This is a genomic window from Flavobacterium psychrophilum (genome assembly GCA_001708385.1).
GTDB classification, from domain to species: domain Bacteria; phylum Bacteroidota; class Bacteroidia; order Flavobacteriales; family Flavobacteriaceae; genus Flavobacterium; species Flavobacterium psychrophilum_A.
Map to the genome: position 1 here is coordinate 1,143,250 of CP012388.1, position 15,914 is coordinate 1,159,163.

Sequence of the window (15,914 nt, forward strand, 5' to 3'; positions counted from 1 at the left end):
ATACACAATGATCAACGATTTTTTAAAGTACCAGGCGCAAACTTCCCCTTATCCATTGGGCATGGAAGTGTCTCATGCAAAAGGCTCTTATATATACGACACAAAAGATAAAAAATACCTTGACTTTGTAGCCGGCGTTTCGGCTACAACGCTGGGACATCAGTCACCAAGGGTCAACCAGGCTATTATAGACCAGCTGAACAAATACAGCCACGTAATGGTGTATGGCGAATATGCGCAACATCCTGCTACCGAACTTTGCAGGTTACTTGCAGAAAATATGCCTCCCCAGCTTAATAAGACGTATCTTGTGAATTCGGGTACGGAAGCTACAGAAGGCGCTTTAAAACTGGCACGAAGGGTTACCGGAAGAAGTCAGCTTATTTCGTGTTTCAATGCGTATCATGGTAACACTATGGGATCTATGAGCGTAATGGGCTTTGAGGAGCGTAAACAAATATTCCGCCCATTGATACCTGACGTTGACTTTATTACTTTCAACAATGAAGAAGATCTGCAAAAGATAACTACCAAAACAGCAGGTATCATCCTTGAAACCATTCAGGGCGGTGCAGGCTTTATACAGCCATATAACGACTTCCTTAAAAAAGTAAGGCAGCGTTGCGACGAAGTTGGAGCCATAATGATCCTTGACGAGATACAACCGGGCTTTGGACGTACGGGTAAGTTATTCGGGTTCCAGAATTACGATATAGTGCCCGATGTTGTCGTTATGGGTAAAGGAATGGGCGGCGGAATGCCGGTTGGTGCATTTACAGCATCTGAAAAAATGATGGATCTGTTGAGCCACGACCCGAAACTGGGACACATAACAACTTTTGGCGGACATCCTGTTATTGCTGCTGCCTGCCTTGCAACGTTGCAGGAACTGTTAGAGACTGACATAATGGCGCAGGCGCTGGAAAAGGAAAAATTATTCAGGAAACTGCTTGTACATCCATTAATAGAAGATGTACGCGGCGAAGGGCTAATGCTTGCTGCTATGACCCCAGACGCCGAAATTACAAATAAAGTAATACTTCGCGCACAGGAAAAAGGTCTTATTTTATTCTGGCTGCTGTTTGAAGGCAAAGCTATAAGGATAACTCCTCCCCTTACTATTAGCGAAGAAGAGATTGCAGAAGGATGTGGCATTATTATTGAAGTTATGAATGAGATTCTTGCCGAGCAACACAATAATTAACAATAATATTTGTTAATTAAATTGTTCAAAAGAAATCTAAATTATTTCCTTTTCACCGTTACATTTCGTAACTTTAAGAAGGATAATTTTAAACAATTGAGTATGAATTTGAGCCACGAAGAAGAAGATTACAGTTTATCCTTATCAAAGTTTGAGTCGATGTTGAAAACCAACAAAGTCCTATTCTTTGACTCTGAAGAGTTCGAGGACATTATTCTTCACTACCTCGACACCGGAAAAATCAATTTAGCTAAAAAGGCCTTAAAACTAGGCCTGGAACAACATCCCAGGTCAACAGGTTTAAAATTAGTACAGGTTGAGCTTCTTGTTTTTGACGATAAGCTTGATCAAGCCGAAAGATTATTGAATGACTTATACGCCATTGAGCCTACTAACGAGGAAATATACATACAAAAAGCAAATATTTACTCTAAAAGGGACCAACATGATAAAGCCGTAGAGCTTTTGGAAATTGCCCTTAAATATACAGACGATTTCGCCGATGTATATTCCTTAATTGGTATGGAGTACCTGTTTATGGACAATTTAGAGCTGGCAAGGGACAACTTCATCAAATGCCTTGACGAAGACACCGAAGACCACTCTGCACTATATAATGTAGTTTACTGTTTTGACTTTCTAGACCAAAATCTTGAAGCCATAGATTTCCTTAACGGATTTATTGATAAAAACCCGTATAGCGAAGTCGCATGGCATCAGCTTGGAAGACAGTACTACGCCATTAAAGATTATGAAGGGGCGTTACGCGCATTTGATTATGCTACCCTTATTGACGACAGTTTCCTTGGGGCTTTTCTTGAAAAAGCAAAGACACTTGAAAAACTGAAACGTTACGAGGAAGCTATTGAAGGCTATAACGCAACAATGGAACTTGACGACCCTACCTCTTTTGCCCTATTGCGCGTTGGTAAATGCCACGAGCGTTTAGGTAATTTTGAGCAGGCACTTAAGTTTTACCTTAAAACAGTTCATGAAGACCCATTGCTGGACAAAGCATGGATAGCGATTACAGATTTTTACATTCGCCGTAAAAATTACCAGAAAGCCCTTTACTATGTAAACAAAGCTATTGGTATTGATAACGAGAATAAACTTTATTGGAAGCGCTATGCCATCATCAACAAAGCACTGAGCTTTCACGAAGAGGCTGAGGAGGGATACCGTAAAGCAGTAGAGTTTGGTGATTACCAGCTTGATACCTGGCTGTTCTGGACTGATACACTTGTAACCCTTGGAGAGTATGACACGGCTATCACGACACTGCTTCAGGCATCGGAATATTTCCCTGAAGAGTATGAGATAGAATATCGCCTTGCAGGATTATATTTCATGCAGCAGGAAGAAGACAAAGCTGTTTTTCACCTAAGCAACGGACTAAGGCTTGGCTTTAAGCACCACACGCTTATTGAAGAGTACTTCCCCGCGATATGGTATTCTGACATCGTTCAGGATGCGATTAAAAAGCAAGAGAAGCGAAACGACACTAAATAATTTTACCTTATAATATTTTAACCTGATCATAGAAATGTGGTCAGGTTTTTTTATTTTTATGAAATGAATGTATCTTATTGGGGATGCGAACATCACAATCGTCTCCAAAATGGAAACCCCGAGTAAATATAGTGTAACTACAAGATCATCTTATATTAGACCTGTAATAATTACCTAATTTGAAATCAAAACGTTTTGGCCTAATAGGCCGCAATATAAGCTACTCGTTTTCGGCGGGTTATTTTAAAGACAAGTTCGAAAAACTTGCACTTAAAAATTATACCTATACCAATTTTGATATTGCAGACATATCACAGTTATCGGAAATAATAGAGAAAACAAAACGGCTAAAAGGGCTCAACGTGACTATTCCGTATAAAGAAGCGGTTATCCCCTTATTGGATAAGGTTTCTAAAACCGCTTCTGTTATCGGAGCTGTAAACACAATCGTTGTTACCAAAAAAGGAACTAAAGGCTACAATACTGATCATTACGGTTTTAGAAAGGCATTGACCCCCCTACTTTTACCGCATCATAAAAAAGCGTTGATTCTGGGTACCGGAGGCGCATCGAAAGGAATTGCGTTTGCTTTGCGCAGGTTGAAAATTGAATACGACTTTGTTTCAAGAACTGCCACCGATGTTATTTATGCCTACGAAGACCTTAATGAAGACATTTTTAACGAATATCAGATAATCATAAACACTACTCCACTGGGCACATTCCCTAATATAGATGAATGTCCGCCCATTGACTACAGTTTATTTACGAATAAGCACATTGCATTTGACCTGGTATACAACCCTGCGGAAACCGAATTTTTAAAGCGTGCAGCCCAAAATGGGGCTGTTATTAAGAACGGCTACGACATGCTGTTACACCAGGCAGAGAAGGCATGGGAAATATGGAACAGGCAGTAATACCTTACTTTTAATAAATCATTATTTATATCTGAAATTACTATCCAATCATTTAGAAATTAATGTTTTTCTTTGAATTTTAAACTGACTTTAGTACCTTTCGGCAATAAAGCTATTAATCCCTTAAGCATTTTTACGATGTTAGAAGAAAAGAATGATAACCTGCACCAAGCAGATGGAGAGCAAGTAAACGAAGTGAACGGTACCTTACATACCGATTATTCACCTGAAAACGACACAATTGAAAATGGCGATGCACCACTTGTGCACGAAACAGAAGGCCAGTTACCTTTTGCACCTAAAGAAATACTGGAATCGGCCAAAGTAGCTGACGAGCCTATAGATGACGCCATTGCACCTGTTGTAGTTGCCGATGAAACAAAGGCTGACGAAGTTGCCGCTGAAACCGCTGAAGTTCCTGCTGAGGAGAAGAAAAGATCGGCTGTTGAATCTATTGAAGACAGCAATGCAGAAGAAGGTGAAGACGACTCATTATCAGATAGGCACGATATACCGATGCAAAACTACGAAGAGCTTTCCATGGAAGAGCTTACTACAGAACTTGAAAAATTTGCAGCTGTAGAAAAAGTAATGTCGGTTAAAGACCATGTTGAAGAAATAAGAAAAGAATTTTATTCTAAATACAATCACTTTATAGAGGAGAAAAAAGACGAGTTTAGCCATGAAAACAATGGCGACACTACTGATTTTGAATACCACTTCCCGCTTAAAGCTAAATTTGATGCTCTTTACAACCAGTACAGGGACAAGAAAAATACGCACTTTAAAAAGGTACAGACAGATCTTAAGGGTAACCTTGAAAACAGGGTTGCAATTATAGAGGAGTTGAAAAGCCTTGTTGATGGCGAAGAAAATATTAAAGATGCCCTTAAGCATGTTAGCGAGCTTCGTGAGCGCTGGAAAAATGCGGGTCCTATTCCGCGTGATAAATACAATCACGTATGGAATAATTTCCATTTCCATATAGAGCGTTTTTACGATCACCTGCACCTAGACAGGGAAGCAAGGGATATGGACTTTAAACATAACCTTGAGCAAAAACAAAAAATCGTTGCGCGTGTTGAAGAACTTGTTCAGGAACCGGATGTAAACAAAGCTTTCCGTGAATTACAGGCGCTTCATAAAATCTGGAAAGAAGAAATAGGACCTGTATCACGCGATCACCGTGAAGAAATATGGAACCGCTTTAGCGAACTTACCAAACAACTTCATGATAAACGCGAGGCACTTGTTGCAAAAAGCAAAGAACTTGAAGAAGATAACCTTTCAAGAAAAAAAGAGATTATTGCTCAGATAGATGCAATTTCAGAAGAGAAAATTACTGCTCATAACGCATGGCAGGGACAAATAGACCGTATTGAAGCTTTAAGGGAGCAATTTTTTAAAGCTGGGAAAGTTCCGGCAGAAGTTAATGAAGAAACCTGGGCTGCGTTTAAAGCTTCGGTAAGGAACTTTAATACTGTTAAGAACTCTTTCTACAAAGACATTAAAAAAGACCAGCAGGATAACCTTAACAGGAAACAGGCATTGGTAGAAAAAGCAAGGTCGCTACAGGATAGCGAAGATTTTGCAGGCACTACACAGATCATGAAGCAAATTCAGGAGGAATGGAAAACCATTGGCCATGTACCAAGGAAATATTCTGACAGTGTTTGGAAAGATTTTAAAGCTGCATGTAATCATTTCTTTGACAGGCTGCATGCGCAGCGTAATGAAGCAAACAAAGATGAGCTAGAAGCTTTTGAAAAGAAAAAAGAATACCTTGAAAACCTTAAGGAATTTGAACTTACAGGCGATCATAAAACCGACCTTGATGCTATTAAAAAACACATAGAGAACTGGAAAGGCCTGGGCCGTGTTCCGCAGGCAAGAAGGCATATTGAGGGTAAATTCAACAAAATACTGGATGCCCTTTTTGACAAACTAAGTCTTTCCAAGAAAGAAACCGATATGGTTAGGTTTAACAACCGCTTAGAGCAACTTGCAGAAGGTGACGATAGCAGAAGACTTGAAAATGAGCAATTGTTCATTATGCGTAAAATTGATGAAGTTCAGGGTGAGATATTCCAGCTTGAAAACAACATACAATTTATCTCTAATGCAAAAGGTGACAACCCTTTTGTAAAAGAGGTTCAGAAAAGCATTGAGCGTCATAAGGAAGAACTTAAAACCTGGAAAGACAAGCTTAAACAGATTAGAACACTTAAGCAACAGCAGCAACAGGGAGAATAATAGTCTTCACTCAAAAAATATAAAAGCCTTTCGCTATAGCGAATGGTTTTTTGTTTATATGGACTACTTGGTATTTTCTGTACCGCTAAAATTTACAGGAATCCAATTATAGCCTTCGTCAGATTTCTTTAATCTCCCCAATCCCGGAAACGGAATATGATCGGCTGTGATAAGGATAAGGTAATTTTCAACCCCTGATTGTGTGTAGATCTTTCTGCAATACCGTAAATATGTCTATAACATGTAAAGAAATTTCACTGCGGTTTGAGTACCACCTGACAAAAAAAGGGCTGGAACTTTCGCCTATACTAAACCTGAGACGCTATGGAATAATAAATATTCTCCACCAGCAGAAACACAATCTGCTTCTAAATAAAAAAGCCCCCGCAATAGCGGGGGCTTTTAGTATCAACCTAATTGCTTATCGTTTTACAACTTTAAGTGTTGCAGTAGCACCACCTTCAGTTTTAATCTGCATAACATAAGTAGCCTGAGGTAGTGAAGCAATGTTCACATTACCTTTAGTACCGTTAACATCTTGGCGGATAACTTCCTGTCCAAGAAGGTTAAATACAGATACCTGAGCTATAGTTTCGTTAGCTTCTACATTAACAATATCAGAAGAAGGGTTAGGATATACTACAAGATTTTTAATATCAAAAGTATCAGTACCTAATACCAGATTTGCTTCGATAGAAAATTTAGGACCTTCGCAACCGTTAATTGTCTGGCTAACACCATAAGTATTACCATCAACAAGGATACTTCCGTTAGGAATACTTTGCCATTCACCATCTACAAGGATGTACCATTTAATAGTAGCACCTTCTGTAGCATCGATATCAAAATGGCTTAAGTTATCTCCAAAAATAAAGTCTTGTTGAGCGCTACCTGTTGGAGCAGCAGGGATCGGGTTGATAGTAACCAATACCGCTGTAAGTTCACTTTCGCAAATACCAATGCTTTGCGTTAGTATATAAGTTCCGTTAACAAGCGGAGTATCTAAAGTTAATGGTTGGCTATTAGCATCATACCAATTAGCTGTAGCGTTTTCAGAAAGTCCTGCATCAAGATCTCCAACTACTGCACTTCCACAGAAATCCTGTAAAGATTCCGGAGATGGTATTGTAATTGCCGAAGTAGTTAATACGATCTGGCTTCTCGCGCCTTCACAACCGTTTACCACCTGAGACACATAATATGTACCCGAAATTACTTCTGAAGTACTTTCAAATAGATCTGTTCCAATTTCAGAACCATACCATTTAAATGTAGCACCTTCAGCACCTTCAACAGTTACATCACCAAATGTAGAACCGTTACATGCTGTTTGCTCACCACTTACAGGAGCCGGTATTACAGATATTATTATAGCAACGGCCGCTCTTGGACCTTCGCAGCCGGCAATAGTCTGAGAAAGATATAATGTACCTGCAGACACAGCAACTGTGCTTGCTAATGGATTAATTGAAGTAGCCGTAGCATACCATTTAGCAGTAACACCTTCAGCATACTGAGGGTCAAGATCTGCTACAGTTGAATTTACACATACAGAAACACTTGTAACCGCCGGAGCCGGAGTAGGCTCATTAATTGTTACCTCTACAGCAACTTTTGCACCTTCACAATCATTATGCTGTAATGCAGCAAAATAAGTACCTGTTTCAAGTAATGCATTTGGAGATAATTTTATAGTACTTTCTTCTGTAGCATACCAGTTCACTGTATCTTCTTCAGAAACATCAGCTTCTAATGCTGCTACTGTTGATGCAGCACATAAAGTCTGATTTTCAATTACCGGAAGACCTACATTATTTATAGTTACAGTGTGTGCAGATCTACCGCTTTCACAATCTCCCATTTGTTGAGATACATAATATGTACCAGATTCAACCACTGTTGCAGCATCAAGTTGTGTTGTAGCATCGGCAGTAGCAAACCATTTGAAAGTTGCTGTAGCACCACCAAAAGCCTCAAGATCAGCTACTGTAGAACCTGCACAAAGCTCCTGCGCGTAAACCGTAGGATTAACAATTGTACCGATAGTTGCAATAACCGGTTTTCTAGCACTTTCACAACCTCTTAGCGTTTGAGTTACATAATATGTAGCAGTACCTATTGCATCTGTAGATGCTAAAGCAGTGCCACCATCTGCAGCAGCGTACCATTTGAAAACACCACCTGTTTCACCAGAAACTAGCAAGTTACCCACTGTTGCTGAAGAACAGAAAAACTGATCTGTCGCTACAGGAAGTGGAATAGTATCTACAGTTACAGCAACTGCAAGTCTTACACTTTCGCAACCTGCTACTGTCTGAGACACGTAATATGTTTTAGTAACCAATGGCGTTGTACCTGCCAATGGAGTACTATCGTTTTCTGCATCATACCAATTTAAGGTAGAACCAAAAGATCCGTTAACAGTAAGATCCTGAACTTTAGAAAGTCCACAAATAGCGATTGGACCAGATGTAGGAACCGGTGTAGGTTCAACTGTTACAGCAACGGGTCCTGTTCTCGGACCTTCACAAGTACCTGTAACCTGAGATACATAATAGTTTCCTGACACTACAAGTGTAGAATAAGGTATTTCTGTACCGCCTGAAGCCGTAGTATACCATCTAAAATAAGTATTAGGTACGCCCGTAACACTTAATTGCCCAACAACAGATCCGGGACAAATTGACTGAGTTCCGGCTACCGGAGCAGGAGGAGCCACACACGTTGCAGCAGGTGCAAGTGTAAGTCTTATTTTCCACGTACCTGCGTCTACTTTGTTATATGTAACACTACAGTTTGGCTCACCACCCTGCCATGTTCTCCATGCTCTCATCTGAATGTTGATAGTTCCTGTTAGATCATTAGCAATATTAATTCCTGAACGGTTATAGCTATAGGTACCAGATTGACCAGAACCCTGAGCTAGAGAAGCTTCTCCAACACTATTGGTTAAATTATAAAGCATACTGCGTTGTTCTGACTGGTAACCATTATTCCAGGCTGTCATAGTATACGTAGTGTTCATTCCCGCAACTTTATATCCAGCAGGAACTACAATAGCCATACTGGCAGGACAGTCTGTTACTGAATTTACGTTAGGTCCACTGTTATAGTTTGTACTGATTTCACCCCCTGTATAGGTGGTTTGTTCTGTAGAAACACCTGTAGCAGTTTGTACCATTCTCCATACACCTTTATCTGTACCACTACAATTCGATCTCACCCAGAAATAATAAGGAGATCCAACTGTTAAGCCGGAAGCATAATATGTTGAAGATGTTGAGGCAACATTTCCTAAAGGAGTTGTCGTAGTTGTAGGTGCTGTATTAGCAGTTGAATAATATATATCATAACCTCCTGCCGGCGTAGTAACAGCCGGTGTCCAGCTAATAATTGCACTGGCAAGGCCGGCAGTAGCCGTTAAATTTGTAGGAGCGGGACAGCTAGGCACTACATCTGCTGATAAAGCGAAGATATTTGTAGCTGCATCACCAGTTGCTGCCGTCTTAGTAAACTTAACACTTTTAATAGATTTACTCTGGTTACCCGGAGTAATTGATAAAGGTATTTGATACATCCTTGGGTTAGATGAATCAACATCAAGTCCGTCAGTACCTCTGTTAACACGGCCTAAGCCTTGTATAGCAGCACTTCCGCCCCAGTACCAGTCACCAACACTCACATTATTAAAATCCTGTGTAGTATCATCCGTGAAAGTAACAACAACGTTTACAGCACCACTACCGCCACCGGTTACACCTAGTACATATAATGTAACTACGGGTTTAGGCGTTGTAAGTACAAGCGTTCCCGTTAAGGTTGTTGCATTAGCTAAACGTAAAGAGTTATTACCACTTAATGGCCCCAATTGATATGTAAGACCCTGTGTACCTGTGACTAGCGTAGTTATAACTCCGCTTACAGGTACACCAAAATTTATTGCCGGACTTGATGCTGTAGGCTTAAAATCTGTAGCAACATAAGCATAGATAGCATCAACGCCATGTGTACTTGTAGTTGCGGAAGACCCCACACCATTGGCTATAACGTCGGCGTTATACCCCGATGTTATGGGGAGTGGTTGGTACTCCTGCCCACTCGCCGACACAAAGGACAAGGCGGCAATTAAGCACGATAAGTAATAAGGTAGTTTTTTTGACATGAAAGTAAATTTAGGTTAACATAATTTTTAGAAAATTAAGAATTAAATACCAAATTATCTAAAAAATTATAAGTTTTGAGATTTTATAACAAAAAACCTAATTTCAACAAAAAAAATACAATTTTAAGAACGTATTGTTAAATTTAAAACATCAATATATTCAATACAATACTAATCAGATGATTATCTTTTCACGTCAGATGACACCGGAATCATGCTTGCAACAATCTTAGGCTCCCTTATTATTTTCTTTTCATACTTTGGTGTTATCGCTTTATCTGTATACTTCTCGTCTTTATATTTTATATGCTCGATAATAGCAGAAACTTTCACATTTACATCAATGGGCTGCACATAATTGTCATTATTAAGCATAATGCTAAATTTACCCTGAAGAACATTGGCATCTACAAATCTTTTATACGACGCTACGCCTTTACCACTATCCAGCGATTTATAAGTTTTTTGCTGTGTAAAAAGCATGCTATTTGCATCGTTTAAAACTACATATTCCACATCTTCCCCATTTACAGGCATCACCAGATTCGTAAGCGCACCTGCTGCAATACCACCTAAAGGCGTAGAAAAATATGCAGCAGCACCTTGCACTGCACCCACTATCATTTTACGGTTTTGTTTCCAAAATTCATTACTTTCCTCTCCTACTCCTACCCAATATGCCCAGGCTACAACCTTTTTAGTTTCATATTTAGTAATGCTATTTACAGGAAGTGAGAACGAAATAGACGTTGTCGACTCCCCAAACGTAGCCTTAGAATCTACTCTCTGGCTTTTATCGAGTACCACTTCTTCATATTTTTTCTCTGATGCCGTTACCCTTCGTACTTTTTGTAGATATAAAGTATCGTATCCTACTACTACATCTTTTGTGATTGAAGTATACACCGTGTCCTGTGTTGTGATCCACTTTACTGAAGTAACAAAATTCTCTGTCTGCTTAGAAGCCGGCACGCGAACAATCTTTACATTACATAAACGGATGTCTTTTGCCGTATTATTAAACCTGAATTTATATACCGCCTTACGGTTTATTATAAACTCACGATTCTTTTCCTTTTTCACCTCATGACCTTTATATTTATAAACATCAGGATACTCCAAAACCGTTACTTCGTCTATCGTATTTCCATTAGCTTCCTCAACGCTTAGCAAGACTTTATCGCCTTCTGCAAAACAATAGAAAAGTTCTTCAGCAGCCGCCGGATTGATGCGAAGTTGTACTTCGGCTACATTAATTTTTTGTCCGTAACAAACACCTGCAAAAAGTAAAAACAGGATTAGAGATTTATTCATAGTAAGGGAATAATGCTATAGTTTTTTTGCTTCGTTCCAGAAAACATCCATTTCGGCAAGCGTCATATCTGCCAGGGGCTTGCCCAGTTCAGACGCTTTGCTTTCAAGATACATAAAGCGTTTAATGAATTTTTTATTGGTACGCTCAAGAGCATCTTCAGGGTTTACATTCAGAAATCTTGCGTAATTGATCATCGAAAACAAGACGTCGCCAAACTCAGCTTCTATCTTATCCTGGTCTCCATTTTTAACCTCTTCCTGAAATTCCTCAATTTCTTCCTGAACCTTATCCCAAACCTGATGTGGCTCTTCCCAGTCAAAACCAACGCCTTTGGCCTTATCCTGAATACGGCTTGCTTTAACAAGTGCAGGCAGGCTTTTAGGAACACCTTCCAACACCGACTTTTTACCTTCTTTTAGCTTTAGCTTTTCCCAGTTTTGCTTTACCTCTTCTTCATCCTGAACGACCACATCGCCATAGATATGCGGGTGGCGATGTATCAGCTTTTCGCAAATTTCGTTGGCAACATCAGCAATATCAAAATCAGCAGTTTCGCTTCCTATTTTAGCATAAAAAACAATATGCAGCAATATATCGCCAAGTTCCTTTTTAACCTCATTAAGGTCGTTATCAAGAATGGCATCGCCAAGTTCATACGTTTCTTCAATGGTAAGATGGCGAAGGCTTTGCAGCGTTTGCTTTTTATCCCACGGGCATTTTTCACGAAGCTCGTCCATTATATCAAGAAGCCTGTTAAAGGCATCAAGCTGCTGCTGTCTTGTGTTCATTATTTTTTTGTGTAAAAATAAAAAATCCTGCCACTTGATATACAAAAGGCAGGATAAATTATATAACTAAGAAAATGTACTATTCTTCGGTCTTAACTTCTTCTTCCTGTGCAGGAGCTTCTACAGCAGCAGCCGGTTTGTCTTTACTTACAAGACCTTTAGCCTGTAGCATACCGTACCAGTTAAGAATTTTTTTAATGTCAGATGCATATACCCTGTCTTCATCAAACTCAGGAAGTACTTCTCTGAAATAAGACTCTAACTTAGCATTGTCTTCTTTATGAGAAAGTGCCGGACCATTATCTTCTTTTTCTGCAATAGCGCGGAAAACTTCAGAAAGACGGATCTCTCCATCATACGTGTATACTGATATTTCAGATAAAAGGCTCACATTGCTCCTTAAACCTACAGTCACTTTTTTACCGTCGATAAGTGATTCTGCAACAAATCCTGTACGGGTTTGTAGTTTAAGTTCGTATAGTCCCGGTTTTCCGGATATGGATAATATTTTCTCTATGCTCATTGTGTTATTTTTTTAAGGAAGGCAAATATCTAATCTTTGACTTAAAAAACAAAAATTATCTGCCTTTTTTGGCGATAAATTTCATTTTATAATCAGGCCTTGTTTTCCCCTCCATTATATTTTGAAGTTTCTTCTTAATCAACGTCTTTTTAAGTGAAGATATTTTATCTGTAAACAAAATTCCCTCAATATGGTCATACTCATGCTGTATTACCCTGGCAATAAGCCCGTCGTATACATCTGTATGCTTTTTAAAGTCTTCGTCAACATATTCTATCGTAATTTTTTCTTTACGGTATACGTCTTCGCGAACCTCAGGAATACTAAGGCAGCCTTCGTTAAAACCCCATTCTTCACCTTCTTCTTTTACGATTACAGCATTAATAAAGGTCTTTTTAAAATCTTTAAGCAACTCCTGCTCTTCTTTAGAAAGATCTTCGTCATCGCTAAACGGACTAGTATCTATAACAAATAGACGGATAGCAAGGCCTACCTGTGGCGCTGCAAGGCCCACACCATAAGCATTGTACATGGTGTCATACATATTGGCAATGATTTCTTTAAGACCAGGATGGTTCTCATTTACCTCCTCACCTTTTTTGCGTAACACCGGATCGCCGTATCCTACAATTGGTAATATCATAATCGCGTAACTTTTAAAATTTGCAACGTACAGTAAACACTACTGTTTTGAGACTGCAAAAGTAATAAATTAAAATGATTTGCCACTGTCAGTATAAATGCTAAAATTTTGTGAGAATTGCTTCTGCCGTACGGCGAATGATTTTAACATTCATTACCTTTACCTCATAGTTACCAAATATGCTCCAGAGGATACGCAATTTTACCGACAGTACTAATTTTACAAAGGCCGTAATCGTAACCGTTGCCGCCGCATCTCCGGTACTTATCCTTTCTCAGCTTGGCTTTTTTGAGATAGGTTTTGCCATTGCGCTAGGTGCTTTTTTAACCTATCCGGCAGACATTCCAAGTAACCTTTTACACAGAACTAAAGGGCTCTTAACCGCCGCCGCCATTGTTGCCGGCTGCGTATTGCTTGTAAACCTGCTACATCCGTTACCTTATATATTTTATCCTGCAATACTTATATTGGTATTCTTCTTGTCTATGATATCGGTATATGGGCAACGGGCAACGATGGTTTCGTTCTCTGCCCTTTTAGCTACCGCCCTTGCAACAGGCCATATACATACCGGATGGGAAATACTGCATTACACAGGCTATGTGTTTGCAGGTGGAATGCTCTACACCTTTATATCCGTTTCGTTTAATTACCTGAGTCCGCACCGTTATACCGAACTGCAAATTGCAGAATGTATGAAGCTTACTGCTAAATACATGAAACTTAGGGGTGATTTGTGGAATGCAGATGCCGACAGGGCCTCCATTGTCGAAAAGCAATTGCATCTTCAGGTAGAAATAAACCTTACGCACGACAACCTGCGCGAAATGCTTATGCGTAGCAGGTCGAACACAGAAAATTCTAACAGGAGCCGTAAAATGCTACTGGTTTTCATCTCGTTGATGGAAATTCTGGAGATCGCATTATCCACTTCGTTTGACCATAGCAAGCTTCACCAAAAGTTCAGCGAGCATCCAAAGGTGTTAAGCACTTACCAAAACCTCGCTTATAACCTGGCTTCATCCCTTAAAAAAATATCCAAAAGCATAGAGAACCGAACTAAGTATACACCTAAACATCAGCTTTTACAGGATCTTGAAGCTTTAGAAAAAGCCATTAATACCTACGAAGAAGAATTAGGCACGGAGGCTGCTTCCGAAGGTGTGTGGATGCTTTCCAATATGCTGCACTATGCCGAAAAGCAAATTGAGAAGATTAAAATCATTGAGCGCGCCTTTACCAATAAAATCAATTTTAAAGATCTGAAGGGAAGGGATAAAGACCTTGAAAAATTCCTTACTCCGGAATATTACCCTTTCCATACATTAAAAGAGAACTTAAGCTTTTCGTCTACTATTTTCAGGCATTCGCTGAGGCTTAGTATGAGTATAGCCATAGGATTTGCCATAGGCTTGATTTTCCCACTGCAAAATATATACTGGATATTACTTACCATAATAGTTATCATGCGTCCCGGCTACGGACTTACCAAACAGCGTTCTTATCAAAGGATCATAGGTACAATTACAGGAGGTATTGTCGCTTTTGCATTCCTAAGTTTTGTGCACCAGCCGGTCATTATCGGTACGCTTGCCATTGTGTGTATGCTACTTGGTTTTACATTTACCGCTATCAATTACCGCATAGGTGCCACGTTCGTAACTATATATGTTGTGTTTTTGTATGCGTTACTTACTCCCGATATCGCCGATGTGATTCAGTACCGCATACTCGACACCACAGTTGGTTCAGGTATTGCTTTTATAGCCAACTACTTCTTATGGCCCTCATGGGAATTTTTAAACATGCCGGCATTCATCAAAAAATCTATTGAAGCAAACCGCAATTACCTTACCGAAATATCGCTATATTATAACCAAAAGGGCAATGTTACCACCTCGTACAAACTGGCGCGTAAAAACGCATTTGTAGAGCTTGGCAATTTAATGTCGTCTTACCAGCGTATGGCACAAGAGCCTAAATCCAAACAAAAGCAACAGAACCAAATGTATAAGCTTGCGGTATTAAACCACACACTGCTCTCATCTTTAGCATCATTGGGCACCTATACGCAGTCGCATAAAACATATAAAGCATCAGAAGCTTTTAATGTAGTGGTAGCTACGGTTATAAAAAACCTTGACCATGCCATCGCGTTATTAAATATGCAGGTTCAGGCAGAAGAAGCCCAACAGGCCAATAACGAAGAGCTAGCCATACGTTTTACCGAACTTAAAAACATACGCGCCCGCGAGCTCAAAGAGGCACATATAACAGATGAGGAAGAATTTCGACTTAAAATGGAAGAAGCCCACCTGATTATAGAACAATTGGTATGGCTTGGAGGAATATCTGAAAAAATTGTAAAAGCAGCCCGCACACTGGATCTTAAAAACTAATTCCAAAAAATATCCCGCCATGTTGACGGGATTGGGAGTAAGGAAATTGAAATTGGTGTTTATTTTAATCGAGGGCAATAGTAAATTTCCCTTTCGAGATTTTCAACATTTCTGCTGTAGGCAATGCTTCTCTATTATCCATTTGTACAAAAATTTCATACTCAGATTTTTTCATATTGCCTTTCTTTACTTCTT

General features: G+C 39.5%; 10 protein-coding genes. 5 read left to right on the forward strand and 5 right to left on the reverse strand.

Going from position 1 to position 15,914, the window contains the following annotated elements; genetic code table 11:
* The first annotated feature begins 7 nt into the window (after window positions 1-7).
* From ALW18_04925 to ALW18_04940, 4 genes are all read left to right on the forward strand, one after another.
* On the forward strand, window positions 8-1,204 hold the full coding sequence (locus ALW18_04925; protein AOE54313.1) for an aminotransferase class III: 1,197 nt from the start codon (window positions 8-10) through the stop codon (window positions 1,202-1,204).
* 102 nt (window positions 1,205-1,306) lie between these two features.
* A complete protein-coding gene (locus ALW18_04930; GenBank protein ID AOE51918.1) occupies window positions 1,307-2,716 on the forward strand; it encodes a hypothetical protein in 1,410 nt (469 codons plus the stop codon).
* 179 nt (window positions 2,717-2,895) lie between these two features.
* Window positions 2,896-3,636 (forward strand): shikimate dehydrogenase, encoded by a 741-nt coding sequence (aroE, locus tag ALW18_04935; protein ID AOE51919.1) that lies wholly within the window; start codon window positions 2,896-2,898, stop codon window positions 3,634-3,636.
* A gap of 138 nt (window positions 3,637-3,774) precedes the next feature.
* Window positions 3,775-5,889 carry a chromosome segregation protein gene (locus ALW18_04940; protein AOE51920.1) on the forward strand — a complete coding sequence of 705 codons (2,115 nt, stop codon included), beginning with the start codon at window positions 3,775-3,777 and terminating at the stop codon, window positions 5,887-5,889.
* Window positions 5,890-6,310: 421 nt separating this feature from the next.
* On the opposite strand, the gene ALW18_04945 is transcribed toward ALW18_04940, so the two are convergent.
* The 5 genes from ALW18_04945 to ALW18_04965 all read right to left on the reverse strand — a co-directional run bounded on the left by ALW18_04945 (window position 6,311) and on the right by ALW18_04965 (window position 13,320).
* Window positions 6,311-10,051, reverse strand: a complete 3,741-nt coding sequence (locus tag ALW18_04945; protein ID AOE51921.1) for a hypothetical protein — start codon at window positions 10,049-10,051, stop codon at window positions 6,311-6,313.
* A gap of 183 nt (window positions 10,052-10,234) precedes the next feature.
* Window positions 10,235-11,365 (reverse strand): hypothetical protein, encoded by a 1,131-nt coding sequence (locus ALW18_04950; GenBank protein ID AOE51922.1) that lies wholly within the window; start codon window positions 11,363-11,365, stop codon window positions 10,235-10,237.
* Window positions 11,366-11,380: 15 nt separating this feature from the next.
* The gene (locus ALW18_04955) at window positions 11,381-12,154 is read right to left on the reverse strand and encodes a pyrophosphatase (protein ID AOE51923.1); all 774 of its coding nucleotides are present in this window, start codon (window positions 12,152-12,154) and stop codon (window positions 11,381-11,383) included.
* Between the two features lie 79 nt (window positions 12,155-12,233).
* Window positions 12,234-12,677 (reverse strand): hypothetical protein, encoded by a 444-nt coding sequence (locus tag ALW18_04960; GenBank protein AOE51924.1) that lies wholly within the window; start codon window positions 12,675-12,677, stop codon window positions 12,234-12,236.
* A gap of 55 nt (window positions 12,678-12,732) precedes the next feature.
* The gene (locus ALW18_04965) at window positions 12,733-13,320 is read right to left on the reverse strand and encodes a peptide deformylase (protein AOE51925.1); all 588 of its coding nucleotides are present in this window, start codon (window positions 13,318-13,320) and stop codon (window positions 12,733-12,735) included.
* 179 nt (window positions 13,321-13,499) lie between these two features.
* Here ALW18_04965 and ALW18_04970 point away from each other — a divergent pair, with 179 nt between their 5' ends.
* Window positions 13,500-15,719: a hypothetical protein gene (locus ALW18_04970; GenBank protein AOE51926.1), complete on the forward strand. Its 2,220-nt coding sequence runs from the start codon at window positions 13,500-13,502 to the stop codon at window positions 15,717-15,719.
* Window positions 15,720-15,914 lie beyond the last annotated feature (195 nt).

What these genes read in the sequence shown, in the direction of transcription:
- ALW18_04930 (AOE51918.1), top strand. Translation starts at nt 1,307, where the DNA reads ATGAATTTGAGCCACGAAGAAGAAGATTACAGTTTATCCTTATCAAAG.
- ALW18_04965 (AOE51925.1), bottom strand. Translation starts at nt 13,320, where the DNA reads ATGATATTACCAATTGTAGGATACGGCGATCCGGTGTTACGCAAAAAA.
- ALW18_04925 (AOE54313.1), top strand. Translation starts at nt 8, where the DNA reads ATGATCAACGATTTTTTAAAGTACCAGGCGCAAACTTCCCCTTATCCA.
- ALW18_04940 (AOE51920.1), top strand. Translation starts at nt 3,775, where the DNA reads ATGTTAGAAGAAAAGAATGATAACCTGCACCAAGCAGATGGAGAGCAA.
- ALW18_04945 (AOE51921.1), bottom strand. Translation starts at nt 10,051, where the DNA reads ATGTCAAAAAAACTACCTTATTACTTATCGTGCTTAATTGCCGCCTTG.
- ALW18_04960 (AOE51924.1), bottom strand. Translation starts at nt 12,677, where the DNA reads ATGAGCATAGAGAAAATATTATCCATATCCGGAAAACCGGGACTATAC.
- ALW18_04970 (AOE51926.1), top strand. Translation starts at nt 13,500, where the DNA reads ATGCTCCAGAGGATACGCAATTTTACCGACAGTACTAATTTTACAAAG.
- ALW18_04950 (AOE51922.1), bottom strand. Translation starts at nt 11,365, where the DNA reads ATGAATAAATCTCTAATCCTGTTTTTACTTTTTGCAGGTGTTTGTTAC.
- ALW18_04955 (AOE51923.1), bottom strand. Translation starts at nt 12,154, where the DNA reads ATGAACACAAGACAGCAGCAGCTTGATGCCTTTAACAGGCTTCTTGAT.